Origin of the sequence: Bartonella sp. MU70NMGDW (assembly GCF_042194085.1) — a bacterium.
In the GTDB taxonomy this organism is placed as follows: domain Bacteria; phylum Pseudomonadota; class Alphaproteobacteria; order Rhizobiales; family Rhizobiaceae; genus Bartonella; species Bartonella grahamii.
Genome location: NZ_JBHIMK010000012.1, coordinates 18,419 through 35,173, shown reverse-complemented (window position 1 = coordinate 35,173; position 16,755 = coordinate 18,419). Strand labels below are relative to the sequence as shown.

12 protein-coding genes and 1 pseudogene are annotated in these 16,755 nt (G+C 41.4%); 12 read left to right on the top strand and 1 reads right to left on the bottom strand.

Going from position 1 to position 16,755, the window contains the following annotated elements; translation table 11 throughout:
- Positions 1-1,755: 1,755 nt before the first annotated feature.
- Positions 1,756-2,126, bottom strand: a pseudogene (locus ACFIKE_RS02440) (helix-turn-helix domain-containing protein).
- 218 nt (positions 2,127-2,344) lie between these two features.
- Between ACFIKE_RS02440 and ACFIKE_RS02435 the strand changes: the two are divergent.
- The 12 genes from ACFIKE_RS02435 (at position 2,345) to ACFIKE_RS02380 (ending at position 15,538) form a co-directional block, all read left to right on the top strand.
- On the top strand, positions 2,345-2,524 hold the full coding sequence (locus ACFIKE_RS02435) for a hypothetical protein (RefSeq protein ID WP_375648316.1): 180 nt from the start codon (positions 2,345-2,347) through the stop codon (positions 2,522-2,524).
- Between the two features lie 431 nt (positions 2,525-2,955).
- Positions 2,956-3,279: a hypothetical protein gene (locus tag ACFIKE_RS02430; RefSeq protein WP_375648317.1), complete on the top strand. Its 324-nt coding sequence runs from the start codon at positions 2,956-2,958 to the stop codon at positions 3,277-3,279.
- A gap of 144 nt (positions 3,280-3,423) precedes the next feature.
- Entirely contained in the window at positions 3,424-3,615 is a 192-nt protein-coding gene (locus ACFIKE_RS02425) for a hypothetical protein (protein ID WP_375648315.1), read from the top strand.
- A gap of 593 nt (positions 3,616-4,208) precedes the next feature.
- Positions 4,209-5,570, top strand: a complete 1,362-nt coding sequence (locus ACFIKE_RS02420; RefSeq protein ID WP_375648314.1) for a PBSX family phage terminase large subunit — start codon at positions 4,209-4,211, stop codon at positions 5,568-5,570.
- The gene (locus ACFIKE_RS02415) at positions 5,570-7,411 is read left to right on the top strand and encodes a portal protein (RefSeq protein WP_375648313.1); all 1,842 of its coding nucleotides are present in this window, start codon (positions 5,570-5,572) and stop codon (positions 7,409-7,411) included. Before ACFIKE_RS02420 ends, ACFIKE_RS02415 begins: the two co-directional genes overlap by 1 nt.
- 352 nt (positions 7,412-7,763) lie before the next feature.
- A complete protein-coding gene (locus tag ACFIKE_RS02410) occupies positions 7,764-8,537 on the top strand; it encodes a hypothetical protein (protein WP_375625387.1) in 774 nt (257 codons plus the stop codon).
- A gap of 241 nt (positions 8,538-8,778) precedes the next feature.
- Entirely contained in the window at positions 8,779-9,897 is a 1,119-nt protein-coding gene (locus ACFIKE_RS02405) for a N4-gp56 family major capsid protein (RefSeq protein WP_375625388.1), read from the top strand.
- Between the two features lie 83 nt (positions 9,898-9,980).
- Positions 9,981-10,676 carry a hypothetical protein gene (locus ACFIKE_RS02400; RefSeq protein ID WP_375648312.1) on the top strand — a complete coding sequence of 232 codons (696 nt, stop codon included), beginning with the start codon at positions 9,981-9,983 and terminating at the stop codon, positions 10,674-10,676.
- Between the two features lie 500 nt (positions 10,677-11,176).
- Complete coding sequence (locus ACFIKE_RS02395; protein WP_375648311.1) at positions 11,177-12,640, top strand: hypothetical protein; 1,464 nt, start codon at positions 11,177-11,179, stop codon at positions 12,638-12,640.
- A 278-nt stretch (positions 12,641-12,918) separates the two neighbouring features.
- A complete protein-coding gene (locus ACFIKE_RS02390) occupies positions 12,919-13,401 on the top strand; it encodes a hypothetical protein (RefSeq protein ID WP_375625391.1) in 483 nt (160 codons plus the stop codon).
- On the top strand, positions 13,398-14,537 hold the full coding sequence (locus ACFIKE_RS02385; protein ID WP_375648310.1) for a tail fiber domain-containing protein: 1,140 nt from the start codon (positions 13,398-13,400) through the stop codon (positions 14,535-14,537). Before ACFIKE_RS02390 ends, ACFIKE_RS02385 begins: the two co-directional genes overlap by 4 nt.
- Positions 14,534-15,538 carry a phage tail protein gene (locus ACFIKE_RS02380; protein ID WP_375626321.1) on the top strand — a complete coding sequence of 335 codons (1,005 nt, stop codon included), beginning with the start codon at positions 14,534-14,536 and terminating at the stop codon, positions 15,536-15,538. Before ACFIKE_RS02385 ends, ACFIKE_RS02380 begins: the two co-directional genes overlap by 4 nt.
- Positions 15,539-16,755 lie beyond the last annotated feature (1,217 nt).

Below are 16,755 nucleotides of genomic sequence, written 5' to 3'. Positions count from 1 at the left end.
ATGCCAATTTAATAGTCAGATCTAAACAATCAAATTCATATGAACTCTTTACGGAAATCTGTTGTTTGAGATTGTTGAAAGGTGTTTTGTTTTTATCAAATTGTCGCGTGGTGGTTTGGGAGTTTCATTTGGATGCGTTCTGTGAAGATGTAAAAGCGTAAAAACGTTGATCTGTAAAATGATGCGGAGGATTTGTGCTTTGTGTATTGTGCGTGTTTTTTGTCATGGTATAATGATAAATCCATTGAGCACTCCTATCTTTACGCTTATGAAGAAGCAAGTCGGTATCATCATTATATTTGCTAGCTCGTGGGTGTTGGCTACAGCCTTTGGCACTTGAGACGGTTCATAAGAGCTATTTTTATTCCTTTCTTAATCGTTTTTTTATCCACATGGGCTCTTGTGAATGGAGCGGAGAAAGCTGGGATGAAGAGGGGTGTTAAGCGTGTTGACTGGAGAAGAGCTTGTGGGAAATATTTTAGGGCAGGGCTTATCTGTCTTGTCTGATGAAATAGCTTTCTTTGAGGTGTGGGATAGCCATATGAAATAATCAGCAGGGGAATCTGATAGACGAGAAATCAGATTGTTTCAGACCCGTGTTTACAGAGCGGTGCGGAGTGGTGGTTTGGGAGTTTCGTTTGGCTTACGTTCTGTAAAGATGTAAAAGCGTAAAAACGTTGATCTGTAAAATGATGCGGAGGATTTGTGCTTTGTGTATTGTGCGTGTTTTTTGTCATGGTATAATGATAAATCCATTGAGCACTCCTATCTTTACGCTTATGAAGAAGCAAGTCGGTATCATCATTATATTTGCTAGCTCGTGGGTGTTGGCTACAGCCTTTGGCACTTGAGACGGTTCATAAGAGCCATTTTTATTCCTTTCTTAATCGTTTTTTATCCATACGGGCTCTCCCCTGCTTTTGACGTGCAAGCGAGTGATTTTGATTGATTCAACATGGGAGAGATTTGAAATGAGAGAATCTTACGATGTTTGGAACTCTCAATCAGTATCAATAACGCTAAATTATTTCTTATAAATCAATATATTGTCATGGTGTCGAGGGGTGAGAAGGATTGGGGAGGTGAAGAGTGTGTGAATGGAGGGAAATGAAGAGTGCTGTTCGTGTGTTGGCTAGAGAGAAGAGTTTGGGAATAGCTGTGAATAGATTGCAGGGGTGATGTTGTAAAGAGGGGATGTGTAAAGAGGTGTGAAGAGAGAAAAATCGTGGTTGGCTTTTATATTCTATGCGAAATTTAACAATTATATTTGCGTCTATATTTGTATGGGGGATATCCGTGAAATGGGTGTGAGAAGCATTGAGAAATGTTTTTTTAATAAGTGGGTGAATGAGAAATACAATAATAATCCTATTTAGGGGCACTCCTATTAGGGGCAATCCTGTTTTAGCTCTTGTTGTTTTGGACATTGTGTTTTTTATGAGAGGTGTTTTGATGGATGTGGATTCCTTAAAGAAAAACACAAAAATATCAAAAGAAAAATATAAAAACTTGACAAGGTAAATGTAAAAAGGTATCATAATGATACAATCGGAATTGTGCGTTTAAATCAGAAGAGATCTCTTGATAAAATTCTGTGAGAGGGGTGGGGATGTTTTTCCAAGGTTTTGGTGTTTGTTATCCTATGATGTTGTAAACCGGTGCTGTAAACCGTTTTTTGAGATGTGGTGGTATCAGGCGGGAAAGGCTTTAGGCAGAGGGGATATTGGCGAGGGATGTCGCTAGGTGCGCTTTTGTCTAATCAGAAATCAACCACAAAATTGCTTTTTGTTTTTTCGGCTGGAGCTCTCTAAAGTTTTTCAAAAGGGCGTGTTCTTTTTCGCTGTATGTGTCTTGATCGTGGTGTGAGGCATTTTCTTTTGTGGGAATATCTTCTTTTGTAGCAATATCAGTATAAAAAAAGGTAATAGGGACTTCTAGGATGTTGGCGATTTCCTGTAAACGTCCGGCGCTTACACGATTTAAGCCTTTTTCATATTTTTGGATTTGTTGAAAACTGACACCTAAATAGCTTCCTAATTCCTTTTGGGAAAGCCCCATTGCAATGCGTCTATGACGAATTTTTTACCTATTGAAATGTCGTTGAAATGTGAATTTTTAGTTTGCACTTCAAGCTCCCCTCCGGTTGCGAGCGCCCTCGCATTGGTATTCCGGGAGTAGTAAAGTACTGAGCTCTAGTCAGCATTTTTGCTTTTAGTGCTCATGGCACTTGGACATAGCAAAAACTCCCGGAACTCCGGGATACCCACAAAGTGGGGTAAATTAATGTTTGAGTTTTCGGGCTTCAACTCCCTATTGATCGCTGCGTAGACGATCAAGGCACCTTTTGAGTGATAAAGTAATTTCAAGGGATTGGCAAGAACAATTAAAAGATTTGGAAAATGAGAGCATTCTTTGTATCTTAAAAATTATCTCATTATCTTCTTATACTGTCAAAATAGGATTGCTTGGGGGCGGTAATCTGATGTCAGTAGGGGGGTGGGGCAGAGACTGGATTATAGTTTAAAACCGGTGGGGGGAAAGCTTTATCCAGCAGAGGAAAATTTGCTTTTTGAAGTTGAATTGTAGACCAGAGCTTATCTGGCGTGTTTGATAAAACACCATTCTTTGAGGTGTCGTGATAGCTATATAAAATAATCAGCAGGGGAATCTGATAGACGAGAAATCAGATTGTTAACAGACCCGTGTTTACAAAGTGGAGCGCGGTGGTGGTTTGGGAGTTTCATTTGGCTTTGTTCTGTAATAATGTAAAAGCGTAAAAACGTTGATCTGTAAATAAAGGAGCAGAGAATTTGTGCTTTGTGCTTGTTTTTTACCTTTTAGTATGTGTCCCATTTTTTTAAAATTGCTGGTTGCTTTTGAGGTTTCATTCCTGATTTTCATATCATTTTTTGTGTTTGAGGTTTTGGTTTCTCTTTAGTTGGAAGGATCATGATGATGGTAGATGAACATTGTCTTCCCTTACGTCGAAGAGGGCGGAAAAAAGGGTCTTTGAATAAAACAACAAAGCGATTTAATGAAGCTCTTCTGACTGCGGCGGAGCAGGCTGGCTATCACTATGGTGAAGATGGGCTGGTGTCTTATCTTCAATATCATGCTCTAAACAATCCCGTACCGTTTTTTTCGCTTCTTGCAAAAGTGTTGCCTCTTCAGGGGACTGGAGAAGGGGAGGTTAAAACAGTTTCGCGTATTGAGATTGTACCAGTGAATGCAAAAAATAGCGAACCGGAGAAGCATGATATCTCGGCGACGGAGGCTTGAAGAGAGGGCTGTGATGTTTGGGCGTTTACTGGAGGGCAGAATATTTCGGTGGGAGATATTTGGGCTTGCCTTTGTAGGGACGCCGGATTTTATGGGCGATGACAGAGGGGCGTGTGGCTGAAGAGGTGATACCCTAGAGGTACGATGCTTAGAGGGCGTGATGTTATCTACTGTTTTGGATTTTTTGTGAAGGTTTGGTCTTTGCTCGTTATTGAAGGTGTGGAGATATCAAAAACAGTTTCGCGTATTGAGATTGTACCAGTGAATGCAAAAAATAGCGAACCGGAGAAGCATGATATCTCGGCGACGGAGGTTTGTGATATTGAAAAATGTTAGGCTGAGGTGGATGATGCGGGGTGACATCTTGGAAGGGGGCTGCTTTGGTGATTGCCTGTCTTGAGGGGATTGAAGCAGAGGCTGTCGTGCTTGTAGGTGCTCGTGATACTTGGAAGTGGTTTGGGTGAATGAGGCGTAAGGGTGTGTGCTGGAGGGGATTTGGTGCAGGGTGTTTGTGTGGTGGATATGGGACAGTGTTTTGAGGGATGAAGGGCGTGAAACTTGAGAGAAGTGTTATGCGCTTGCGGGATGCATGTGTTTTGGTGGGGGATGCCGTGCTTGTGGTTGGGGGATGACAGGCGCGGTGTTTGAGGGGCGGTTTGGGGGGAGAATAGGGACCCTTGTGATTTAAGGACCCTTGGGGGCGCATATCGTGTATATACGGGGTCCAAAGTGGTCAAAGGGGTTCAGGGGGGGGCTTCATGCAAAAAAGTGAAATTCATTGAGTATTAGGATGAAGGAAGGTAAAGCGCTGCTTTTGAGAAGGGCGTTTTGCGTTCAATTGCTCTTTTCTTTCAATTGTTCTGGGAGAATTAAACTTGGGATAAGCAAAAGGGTGAAGCGCAATTATTGCTAAAGTATGAAAATTTATAATGAAAATTGTTCAGAAAATTTCTCAAAAAATGGAGCAGAAAACGGCTCAAGTGGCTCTTATTCCAAAGCTTATTCCTGTTTTTACTGGAAAAGCAGATGTGCGAGCCGCTTGGGGAGGACGGGGTTCTGGAAAAACACGTTCTTTTGCTTTGATGTCGGCTGTTGTGGGATATCGCCATGGAATGGCTGGAGAACGCGGGATTATTCTTTGTGCAAGGCAATTTCAAAATTCTCTCAATGAAAGTTCTTTGGAAGAAATTAAACGCGCTATCGAATCTTACCCTTTTTTACAAGACTATTATGAAATCGGCGATAAATATATTAAGTCAAAAGATGGACGGATTGTCTATGTGTTTGCTGGGCTTGATCGCAATATCGCAAGTATTAAATCAATGGGGCGCGTTTTCCTTTGTTGGGTCGATGAAGCGGAGCCGGTCACTGAGACTGCTTGGCAAACACTTATTCCAACTTTGCGCGAAGAAGGAAAAGATTGGAATGCAGAATTATGGGTCACATGGAATCCGTGCCATGAAAATGCACCCGTGGAAAAACGTTTCCGAAATGTCGATAATCCTCATATCAAAGGGGCAGAAATTAATTGGCGTGATAATCCGCAATTTCCTGAAAAACTCAATCGTGATCGAATGGACGATTTGCAGCAAAGACCAGAGCAGTATAACCATATTTGGGAAGGCGAATATCTTCAAGCTGTCCAAGGGGCTTATTATCAGAAATGTCTTCTCGAAGCCGAAATGGAAGGGCGGATTACCACCGTTCCACGTGATCCTTTGATGCAGGTCAAAATCTTTTGGGATATCGGGGGAACAGGAGCAAAGGCTGATGCTACCGCATTGTGGGTTGCGCAATTTGTTGGACGGGAAATTCGAGTGCTCGATTATTATGAAGCCCAAGGACAGCCTCTCTCAGAGCATGTGGGCTGGGTCTTTCAAAGGGGATATGAAAAGGCTCTCATGGTTTTGCCTCATGATGGCGCAACAAAAGATCGTGTTTATAATGTGAGTTTTGAAAGTGCACTTCAACAAGCCGGTTTTCAAACTAAAGTGATCCCTAATCAAGGAACAGGCGCTGTGAAAATGCGTATCGAAGCCGTAAGGCGATTGTTTCCTGCACTATGGTTTAATCGTGAAACGACATGTGCGGGTAGAAAAGCGCTTGCTTGGTATCATGAAAAGCGCGACGAACAGCGCAATATCGGACTAGGCGCTGAACATGATTGGGCTAGCCATGGGGCCGATGCCTTTGGACTGATGTGTGTGGCTTATGAACAGCCAAATGCTAGAGCGCGAAAAAATACCTATCGCTCGTTTCACCATTCTCAAACGTCATGGATGGCTTTTTAATGAATATTTCTACAGATTCTACTTTTAATCAAATCGAAACGCTTGAAAATCAAGCACTTTTTAAAAAACTCGTGGGGTGGTATCAGGATGATATTGCCCATGTCGAAAAATGGCGAAAAAATGCCCAAGAAGATTACGATTTTTATAATGGACGGCAATGGAATGAGCAAGACTTGGCTGTCTTGCACGAACAAAACAGACCGGTTATGACTTTTAACCGTATTGCGCCTTTAATTAATGCCGTGATTGGGGCTGAGCGCAATAATAAAAGGCAAGTTCAATTTATTCCACGACAAGAAGGAGCAGCCTTTGCAAACCAGATTTTGACAGGGGCGGCTGAGTGGTTTCGTGATGAAGCCGATGGGGAATACGAAGATTCCGATGCCTTTCAAGATGCAATTATTTGCGGAATGGGGTGGACAGATACACGCCTTGATTATGAAGAAGATCCACAAGGAAAACCAATCATTGCGCGGCTCGACCCTATGAAAATGGTGTGGGATGCAAGTGCTGTTAAGCCTAATCTTATTGATGCACAACGCTTGTGGTATATTGATGAAAAACCCCTTGCTGTGGCTGAAGAAATGTTTCCCAATGTTCATTGGAGTGATCTTAATGCTGATTGGGTTAAACATCAGAGTTTTTTACACCCAACCAGCAATGGGATGACACAAAGTTATCAGTCCGAGAGGGGATATCAGGGAGAGTGGGAAGAGGGAGGGACCTATCAACGTCCTAAAATGGTGACATTGGTAGAATGTCGTTGGTTTGAACGCGAGGTGATTTATAAAGTTCTCGAGCCTCAAAGTGGAAAGTTTGTCGATTATTCAGAGCAAGATTTCCAAAATTTAAGTAAAACCTTTCCGCATGTTCAAGCAACAAGGTTGAACAGAAAAATTGTCAAACGAGCATTTTTAGGCAGAAAGCTGCTTGAAGCGCCTGATAAGCCCTTGGTTCCACCCAATCAATTGGGATGGGAGTGTATTACCGGTACTTTTGATAAGTTAAGCCGGCACTTTTACGGACTTGTGCGCCCTACAAAAGATCCACAACGGTGGGCAAACAAATATTTTAGTCAAGTGATGCATTTGCTCAATAGCCAATCAAAAGGCGGAATTATGGCGGAGCGCGATGCTTTTGATGATGATCGACAAGCCGTCGAGAGTTGGGCTAGAGCTGATAGTATTACTTGGTTGAAAAGTGGTGCTGTGTCTGGGGGAAGAATTCAGCCTAAACCCGTGGCACAATTTCCGCAAGGGTTTTTCCAATTGTTTAATGAAGCAAAGAGCGCACTTGAACAGGTGACGGGGTTGTCTTCTGAATTTATTGGGACCCGAGCTGTCAATCAGCCTGGCGTTCTTGAACAACAACGGCGACAATCGTCACTTAATCTTTTGGCTTCCTTTTTTGATGGGTTGCGTCGATATCGGCAACGACAGGGAAAAATTATTCTCTATCTTATTCAAAATTATCTGTCCGATGGGCGGCTGGTTCGTATTGCTGGTGATGAAAATGCCCAGTATGTGCCGCTGACACGCGAAATGGTGACAAGCTTGGAATATGATATTGTCGTGGATGATGCGCCAACAAGTCTTAATGAAAAAGAGCGTACTTTTGCACTGATCATGCAATTGCTTCCTTTGATGCAAAATTTTGCAACGCCTGAAATTATGCTCGATCTCTTACGCTATTCGCCTTTACCGGCTTCACTTATTCATAAAATTGCGATAAAGGCGCAAAACTCTTTTCAAGAAGAGCAAAATGCCTCAGCGCAGATGGGGGGTAATATGGGAACAGAGCAGATAATGCAGATGTTGCAGACAGTAAAGGCTCAACAATAGGATGCTTTATGATGTGCTCTCTTGGATGAATTTCATCTATCAGAAGTTGCTTATCTAAACAATGTCCATAGTTTACCCATGTTGCTTATGTCGTGCAATGTCGCCTCTCTTTATCTAAGAAGAGCTGTTGTGTTGAGCCGTAGTGTTGGTGTTGGGAAACATCTTTAATAGAGTCTTGCTGTCACGGCGGGGATATGGTGGGAGGTGTTTTGCTGTCATGGTGGGGGAGCCATGTGAGGAGAATGCTGGAGCCTAAGTGATGATGGGTAAGCATTAAGGGGACAAATGCTTATGGGGCTGTTTTATCTGAAAAATTTGATTTTATTGTTTTAAAAAAGAGAAGGCTAATGTCATGGATCAAGAACACTTAACGCCAGCAGAACAAAACCAATTGAAACAGGATTATCTACTCTCAACACAAGAGGGAGAAGACGGTGAAATTGGAAGAGAAGAAAAAACTCTTGAAGATAATTTCCAAGGGCAAATGCATCAAAAACAGGACTCTTCGCAAAAGGCTGGAAAAGAAGTTCAAGGGGGAGAAGATGGTCCGCCAGATCCGCAAAAAGACTTTATGGGCTATATGCAATGGTTGGGAAAAACACTCCAAAAACAAGGGCTTTTACATGAAAAACAACAACCTTCTCTGGCTCGCGAAGCAGAACAGTTGCATGCGTTTTTTCAGCAGTCTGTTGCAAGTGTTAAACAAAAGCATCATGATTTTGATCAAGCCGCTGATTTTATTTATGAAACGCGGGCTAAACAGTTGGCAGCTTGTGCTTCTCTCTATCCTGAGATGGCAGATCCCAAAAATATTGATGCGTTGATTGGTGATGAGTTGAAACAGATCTTGCGCGATTGTGCGCAAAAAAATCAAAATCCGGCTGAAGTAATTTACTCTATTGCACAAAAAATTGGCTACACAAATGTTCCCAATAACATGGATGAAAATTTACAGGAAAGACACAATTCTGCACGTACACTTGCTGCTTATAACGGCTTGACGCCAAATGGGCCGATTTCTTTGGAGATGCTTGATAAAATGTCAGAAGCAGAGTTTAGCGCTTGGGTTTCTGATCCTAAAAATAAAGCTTCTTTTAATCGCTTAATGGGGGGAAGAGAATTTTAAAAAACAAGAATGTGGCAAGTGTTTTTTGTGGGAACGTGGAGAGGCTTTTAGCGCAGGGAATACGGGGGATTTCTCAAAGCACGGATGTGGTGAGGAGAGCTCTTATAAGGGGGAGGCAGACGCTAACAGAAATTAGATAAAACTCACGAACAACCTATTCACCATTTGAAATGAAATGTGGTGTTTTAACAACCGGCGCTTTGCCGGGTTTTTTATGTCAATAAAACTTTTAGAGGACAAAATGACTGTAACTTATATCGGACTTAATGACCCAATGGCAGTGCGCACATGGTCTAAATTACTAAACCAAGAAGTCTCAAAAGCACTTCCGATTGCACCGCTGATTGGAAATGATTCAAACAGTATCGTACAATTAAAAGATGAAACCACGAAAGCAAGTGGGGATGCTATTAGCTTTAATTTGCGTGTGCAGTTGCTAGGCGATGGGGTGAGCGAAGGGCAGACATTGGAAGGTAATGAAGAAGCTTTACAGTTTCTCAATGATCGCTTGGCAATTAATGAACTCGTTCATGCTGTGCGTGTCAAAAATGAGGGAACGATTGATCAACAACGAATTCTCCATGATTTGCGTACTGAGGCAAAAAATGGTTTGGTTGATTGGTATGCAGATCGTCTGAGTATGATGTTCTTCATTCAAGTGTGTGGATATACTGCAAAAGCTATTAACTTTGAGGGACGTACGATTAATCTTAAACCTGTCCATTATGGGTTTAATGCACCAACGGCACCAACCGATAAACGCGTCGTGCGCCCTAATGGAAAAACAAAAGATGAAGATTTAAAATCAAACGATGTTTTTGATCTTAAGCTCATTGATAAAGCTGTTGAACGGGCTAAATTGGCAAATCCTAAAATTAGACCCGTGCGGATCGATGGGGAAAATGTCTATGTGCTTTATCTTCATCCAACCCAAGTGACACAATTGCGAACCAACACAGATGCGGGGCAATGGCTCGATATTACCAAGGCAATCTATAGTGGAAGTCGTATCAAAAATCCGCTCTATGATGGATCTTTGGGCATGTATAATGGTGTGGTTTTACGCGAAGCTGAACATATTACCGAAGGGGTCGAATCTGGGACGGCAAATAAAGCTGTACCAAATGTGCGTCGTGCTGTTCTCCTTGGTGCGCAGAGTGCTGTGATTGCTTTTGGTAAAGATCGAGGAGCAACACGCTATAAATTGGTGGAAGAACTCTTCGACTATGAAAGAGAATTCGGGGTCGCGGCAAAAACCATTATTGGTATGAAAAAAACTTGCTTTACCTTGCCAGGAAGTACGCAAGGGGCTCAGGATTTTGGCACTATCGTCATCCCAACTTATGGAGCACCCGCTTAAAGCGAATGTTTGCTCACTTCCCCCAACAAGAGGGATCTGTTGGGGGAAAAATTTAAAATGCTTCCAGAAACAAGGACAGGCTTATGACCACTTTATCCACTGATCCCCAAAATCTAAACCTTACACATTCAGACCATTCTAAAACTTTTGCTTATATGGTCGCCCTTATTCAAGATGAAATTGATGATACAACAGCGGAATATTCTCTGCAAATTCAAGATTCAATTTTTACGGCTTTGCGTTTGTGTGAACGCGAACCCTTTTTCTTTAATGAAAAAAGAGAAAGGACGTTTAAAACACAAAGTGGTAAAACATGGTATGGGCAAGAAGAGGGAGTTTTTATTGAATCAGAAAAGAGTTTGGAGGGCGTCTTTTTAGCAACAAAGAATGCAACACCAACAAAGTTGTTCTTTAAGCCCTTGGAAGTGTTGCATCAACAATATGGTATGAATCCTGCGCTAGGAACGCCATTCTTTTATACGTGCCTTGATCAAAAAATAGGACTCTTTCCAACACCAGAACATGTGGAAACTGTACAGCTTTCTTATGCTCCTGTTCATTTTGCCGATGAACAACTAAAAGAGGATAATAATCCTTGGTTGATTTATGCTTTTGATCTTATTAAAGCACGGGCAAAATATGAACTTTATAAAAATATCCTTAAAGATCCTGAATATGCCGCCGTTTCTTTCAGAGATTTTCAAGAACAGCTTCAAGCTTTGCGTATTGAAACATCGCGCCAAAAAGGTTCTTCAAAGATTCGCCCAATGCGTTTTTAAAAGGCTTTTTTCCAAATCGTTGATGGCTGGTTTGTCCCTTATGGTTGGATGAGCGCTGGGGATTGATGGTGAAGGGCTGGTGGATGGCGTTGGGGTGGCCATTATTTATGGTATCGTTCTTTCGATGCGTTGGTCAACTTAAGGTTGTGTGTTTTGTTGGATTTTATGCCTTTAGAGTTTTAAGGGCTTTTGTGGTTTCAATCAGTAAGCTTTGGTGTTTTGAATGGTACTAGGCTCTTCAAAGATTTATGGAGAGTTTAAAGGCTTTTTCCCAGTTGTTGGGGTGATTGCGGGCGGTTGATTTTGGTCGGGCGCTGGTGGATGGCGCTGGGTATGCCATTATTTATGGTATCTTTTTTTCGATGCGGTGGTCAACTTAAGGTTGTGTATTTTGTTGAATTTTATGCCTTTAGAGTTTTAAGGGCTTTTGTGGTTTTTTATCAATAAGCCTCGGTGTTTTGAATGGCACTAGGCTCTTCAAAGATTTTATGGGGGTCTTGATGGCTTTTTTCCCAATCGCTGATTATCGACCCGATGTGGCGGATATCAATGGAATTTTTACCGATGAACTTGTTAATGTGCTACCGGCTGATGGCTCCTATATCCCTATGCCAAGTTTTGAACCTTTATCAGAGCCTTGTCCTGAGCCAATTTTAGGCGCTCTTGCGGTTAAAACAAAAAATGGGGTTTCCATTATTGTTGGGACAAGAGAAAAAATCTTCTTGCTTGATAATACAACAATGAACTGGAAAGATATTAGCCAAAAAGGAAAATCTTATCTGGCTAATATTGATGCTCCGTGGTCTTTTGCTTTGTTTGGTGATTTTATCATTGCGGTGAATGCCAATGATAAACCACAAGTGATTGATATTAATCATGATAAAACATTTAGAAATTTAGGAGGAAATCCACCACAAGCAGGGATTGTTCGAATCTGGGGAGATTTCGTTTGTTTGATGAAATTAACCGAGTATCCAAGACGGGTTCATTGGTCTGGATTAAATGATGCTGAATTTTGGACCGTGGGGAAAAAAAGTTGCGATTATCAAGATTTTCCTGATGGCGGATTTGTTCAAGGGGCAACGGAGACAACAAATCCAATTATCTTTATGCGTTCTGCAATCTATGCCGGTTCTTTTATCCCTGGCTCTAAGATTATTTTTAGTTTCCAAAAAATACACGATAAAAGAGGCGCAAAAAATGCTGAATCAATTGTTTGTCGCGGTGATTTAGCATTCTTTGCCGATGAGGGCGGTTTTTATCAAATAACAAATGAGGGACAGATTATCCCCATTGGGTTCGAAAAAGTCGATCGAACGATGACCGCAAAATCAAGGCAGGATAATTTGTATACCATGTCTGCGGCTATCGATGGGGTGTATAATCGTGTTTATTGGATGGTTGATTCTGATGAGAATCTTCATAAACGTATCTTGCTCATTTATGATTGGGGATTGCAAAAATGGACAAAAGCTCTCGTCGATATCAAAATGATATTGCCTATTTTCTTAGCCGGAACAACCCTAGAAGGTCTTGATTTTGTGACTAAGAATATTGATGATTTGTCCTTTTCTCTCGATAGTAAAGTTTGGAAAAATGAATCGCCTATTCTGGGGGCATTTGATCAACAGGGCAGACTTGGTTCGTTTTCTGGGTGTCCTATGGCTTGTGTGGTGACATCACAAGAAATGGGGCAGACAAATGGCATGATAACACGGGTGAAAAATATTATGCCTCAAGTCAATAGTGGAAAGTTTTATTTGTCTGTGGGAATGCGCTTTCGACAATCTCTTGAAGAGGAAACTGTTTGGTTGCCAGAAAAACAGCCCTCTTATAATACGGGACAAATTCATTGTCGCGCAAGGGCACGGTTTTATCGCTTTAAATTGCGCATTCCTGAAGGGGTGAATTGGACTCATGTCACCGGATTTGATGTGGAATTGACGCGGGCCGGCATGCGATAGGCATGCCCTTTTGTAATACCATGCGATAGGATCACGCCCCTATTATTAAAGAACAAATGCCCCATAGGCTTCAAGCCTTTATAAACAAAGGAACAAGGTGGTGCGTCATGCTTCATGCTTTTCTGCGATAAAGGAAAAATAGTCTGCACAATGGCTTATTTTTATAAAGAAGAAGTTTCCTTTTTGTTGTGACAAAGAGATGATGGGGCTTTTTTTCTTTTATTGTGCGGGGGGCATGGAACATGAGAAATGCGTAGGGGGATGTTCTTTAAGGGGAGATGAGTGATAAAGCTAAAAGAGCCAAAGTTATGATGCAAGAGAGTCAAGATTTATATTCTGCTCATTTGACAGAGCAGTGGCCATGGGAAAAAATAGCGCCCTATCAAGAGGCTCTCAATGCTGCATTGAGAAAATATGCTCGGCGCTTTCCTGATGATGTTTGTCTGGAAAAAATTGCTGAAGAAATCGCTACAGGACAAGCACAATTGTGGCTGGTCTTAAAAAATAAAATCCAATTTAGTGCTTTTGCAATAACCAAAGTTGAAAGTGCCCATACGGGGAAAAAATGCGTCGTTCTCTCTGATCTTGCTGGAGAGGGAGGGCTGAAATTGGTCAAGTTGATTGATGAAGTCGAAAAATGGGCGCGAACAATTAATGCTGAAGAAATGCACATGTTTGGAAGAACTGGATGGGCGAAAAAGCTCGCTCATCACGGATATTCTCGTAATCTTATTCAATATAGAAAGGTTCTCAAGTCATGAGTAGAAAAACCACACCTCAAGTGCAGACAACAACACAAACAAATGCTCCACCTGCTTGGGCGGCTGATATTTTAAAACAAGCCAGTGCTGATGCACTTGGACTTTATAATAAAGGAATTGGCGGAAACGTTTATCAGGGAGACAGAGTCGCTGGTCTTAGTGATATGACAAAAAATGCTCTGACCGGTTTACAACAAGCAGCAGGGCTCTATAACAATCCAACGGTAACGCAATGGTTGAATGCACCAACCAACAGCGCTACAAATCTTTCCGGTATGGCTAAGGGAAGCTGGATTGGAAGCAATAGTAAATTTAATACTGCATTGCAAAATGCTCTGAATAAAACTTCCGATGCAATTAATCAATCAATGTCTGGGGCAGGACGTTATGGCTCTGGGGCTCACACCGGTGTGCTGGCCGATGAGCTAGGCGCCTTGGCAACAAATGCTGCAGCGCAGCAATATAATCAAGATATTAACAATATGATGAATGCAAACCAGATGATTGATCGCTCTCAGAATGATCAGGTTAATGCGGCAAATAGCTATTATCAAGGACAGAGTAACGTGCAAAGCAATGCTTTGAAAGGGGGCATGATTCAAGATGTAAATCGTCAAAATGTCTTAGATGCTGAACGCCAAAAATGGTCAGAAAAAGATAATCAAGATTGGAACCGATTGCAAAGCTTGTTACAGGTCGGGACTCAGGCTGCTGGAAATTACGGAACGACTTCCGGAAAATCCACGACAATGCCTTCTGTGACAAAAGATCCATTGCGTGATGCGCAGCAAGTGCTTGGATTGGTCGGCGGAATTTTAGGGCTTTGTGATGTGAGGGCAAAAGAAAATATTATCTCTGTGGGGCAGAAAAAGGGATATCCACTTTATACCTTTAATTATAAAGGAAATCCACAACGTTATCAGGGCGTTATGGCGCAAGACGTGTTGCGTGTGAAGCCGGAAGCTGTTTATGTCAATGCAAAAACAAAATTATTGCATGTTGATTATGACAAAATAGGACTGAAAATGGAGAAAATGAAAGAGGAGAAAATACCGGCATCTAAAAATAAAATTGCGGCTTTCTTTTCTTCATTTTTTGCTCGTTTTCCCTTTTTGAATAAAGAGTATCTTCTATGAGTTCGATTTATGATTGGTCAATTATCGCATCAGAAAATGCTTATGCCGACGAGAGTATAAACTGGGCAGAAGGGCAACCTCCAAGCACAGTTAATGATAGTGCTCGCGCTATGATGCAACGCATCAAAGAATATTTGTTGGATAATGGGGGCGGGATTGAAACACAGTTTACTGTTGATGTGAAGAACGAGAGGACATCACTTCGTTTGGCGACAAAGTCTTTTTTTGAGACTTATATGGATGGCATTGTTGTGCGCTTCAAAGCACAAGGCGCCAACAGAGGAATAACAAATGTTTCTTTAAATCAATTACTTCCACGACCAACTTATATGGCAACGCCAGAGGGTATTATGCCTTTAAAGGGCGGAGAAATTCAAAAAGGGGGGCTTTATGAGATCGTCTATACGCGTGATATTGCCGGAAAAAATGCTGATGGCTGGTTTTTAACCAATCCTACTATAAAACTTCCTGAAATTCCGCCCTTTCCTCCTTTACCGGAAACGTTTTCTTCTGGATTTATCGGGACTTTTGCTACAGAAAAAATACCCTCTGGATGGTTACTGTGTGATGGTAAAGAATATTCGCGAAGGAGCTATGCCAATCTCTTTGCTGTTCTGGGAGAAACATGGGGAAAAGGAGACGGGAGAACAACATTCAATGTTCCCGATTTGCGTGGAATGTTTTTACGGGGGCTCGATAGTGGAAAAGCAATTGATAAAGGACGTCGCTTGGGAAGTCGACAAGAAGAGTCTTTTAAATCTCATACCCATGAAGGAAAAACAGATTCAACAGGCAAACACCAGCATAGTTATCCAATGATTGACAAGGTAGTTTGGGATATGAATCACGGTGAATATGATAGAAGTCTGGCTCAAGTCTACAATAAAGATCGGTTAACGAAGGCTGCAGGAGAGCATGAACATAAGGTCTTGTTGCAAAAAACAGGGGGTGATGAAACACGCCCCGTCAATATGGCGGTGATTTATGCTGTCAAAGCCTGAGAATGAAAGCTTTGAGAAAGATAAAAATGATTGCAAAATATCTGTTATGAGAAAAAGTCTTATAGAATATATTGTGCAGAAAGTTTTGAGGCGCTTTAGAAAAAACTCAACTCTCTTTATTATTTTATTTTTTGTGCTGCCTTTGTTGGATGTGTAACGGTCAGTTTGCCTATTGTTCTTTAGAGGATCAAGACAGTGATTATTGAAGGTAGGGGTAAAAGAGAACAAAAAAACTTTCTTTATTCATAGAGTTTTTGCTGAGGAATAAAGACTTTATCCAAAATGCTTCTCTCTTGTGGTATCGTGATACATTATTAAAGCGTTGGGTTTAAAGCACTGGGTTTAAGGTGCTGGTGGGCGATGACAAAAAGCCCATGGATAAAATTTTATCTTGTTATGCCGTAAAACATCGTCATTAAAACACTATTATTGAAGCTGGTGATATAAGGAAAATAAGATATACAATACTTGATCCATTTAAGTATTGAAGAGACATCTATTCAGTGGAGGGCTTGCTTGGTTAAACCTTATGCCAATGAATCATATAAATGATTAGCAGACGGAATCCTTTCAGAGTAGTTGAATTGTTTACAAACCGATAGGGGCTAAAATCTTCGTCCTTTGAGGTGGTGGGAAGAGGTCAACGGATATGTCTATTTAAAGTGAGGAAAGGCAAAATGGTTCTCTCCTTCTTTTGGGAGTGTATGTAAAAAGCGTTTATTCTTTCAAAATGGGCGCTTTGTTGGCTAGAGCAGATTGGCGATGCGTTACATGGTGAGGCATTGAACTCTCTTAGATGGCATTTTGTGCTTATCAGGCAACTTCTTGAAACAGAATGAGAGTGATACGAGAAAATCTGTAAGACAATAGTTTATCCTGTTGTGTCGTAAAATACTATTGTTTGAGGTGCGGTTAAAATTTTATGCATGGGATGCATTCCAAGGTGCATTTGATGAGGGAAGCCAAGCCAAATCCGTTAGATAATAAGCCAGATTGTTTACAGATTGTTGTTTATCGATTGGCATTATTTAAAGACCGGTGGGGGTGGCTTTGTCCTTTTGGGGAAAGCTGACACAGCATGCAAGGCGATCATGCATTTTTCTTTGGTTTCAGCTGGTAAAATCATCATTTTAGGTGGAAAACAGAATATAATCTAAAAAAATACCTTGTAAAAATTTTCGATGAAGAAATTTTTTTCAAAAGCCTTTCACATAGTT

Bases quoted from the DNA above. Each gene is read 5' to 3' on its own strand.
- ACFIKE_RS02430 (WP_375648317.1), top strand. From the start codon at position 2,956: ATGGTAGATGAACATTGTCTTCCCTTACGTCGAAGAGGGCGGAAAAAA.
- ACFIKE_RS02425 (WP_375648315.1), top strand. From the start codon at position 3,424: ATGCTTAGAGGGCGTGATGTTATCTACTGTTTTGGATTTTTTGTGAAG.
- ACFIKE_RS02420 (WP_375648314.1), top strand. From the start codon at position 4,209: ATGAAAATTGTTCAGAAAATTTCTCAAAAAATGGAGCAGAAAACGGCT.
- ACFIKE_RS02415 (WP_375648313.1), top strand. From the start codon at position 5,570: ATGAATATTTCTACAGATTCTACTTTTAATCAAATCGAAACGCTTGAA.
- ACFIKE_RS02410 (WP_375625387.1), top strand. From the start codon at position 7,764: ATGGATCAAGAACACTTAACGCCAGCAGAACAAAACCAATTGAAACAG.
- ACFIKE_RS02405 (WP_375625388.1), top strand. From the start codon at position 8,779: ATGACTGTAACTTATATCGGACTTAATGACCCAATGGCAGTGCGCACA.
- ACFIKE_RS02400 (WP_375648312.1), top strand. From the start codon at position 9,981: ATGACCACTTTATCCACTGATCCCCAAAATCTAAACCTTACACATTCA.
- ACFIKE_RS02395 (WP_375648311.1), top strand. From the start codon at position 11,177: ATGGCTTTTTTCCCAATCGCTGATTATCGACCCGATGTGGCGGATATC.
- ACFIKE_RS02390 (WP_375625391.1), top strand. From the start codon at position 12,919: ATGAGTGATAAAGCTAAAAGAGCCAAAGTTATGATGCAAGAGAGTCAA.
- ACFIKE_RS02385 (WP_375648310.1), top strand. From the start codon at position 13,398: ATGAGTAGAAAAACCACACCTCAAGTGCAGACAACAACACAAACAAAT.
- ACFIKE_RS02380 (WP_375626321.1), top strand. From the start codon at position 14,534: ATGAGTTCGATTTATGATTGGTCAATTATCGCATCAGAAAATGCTTAT.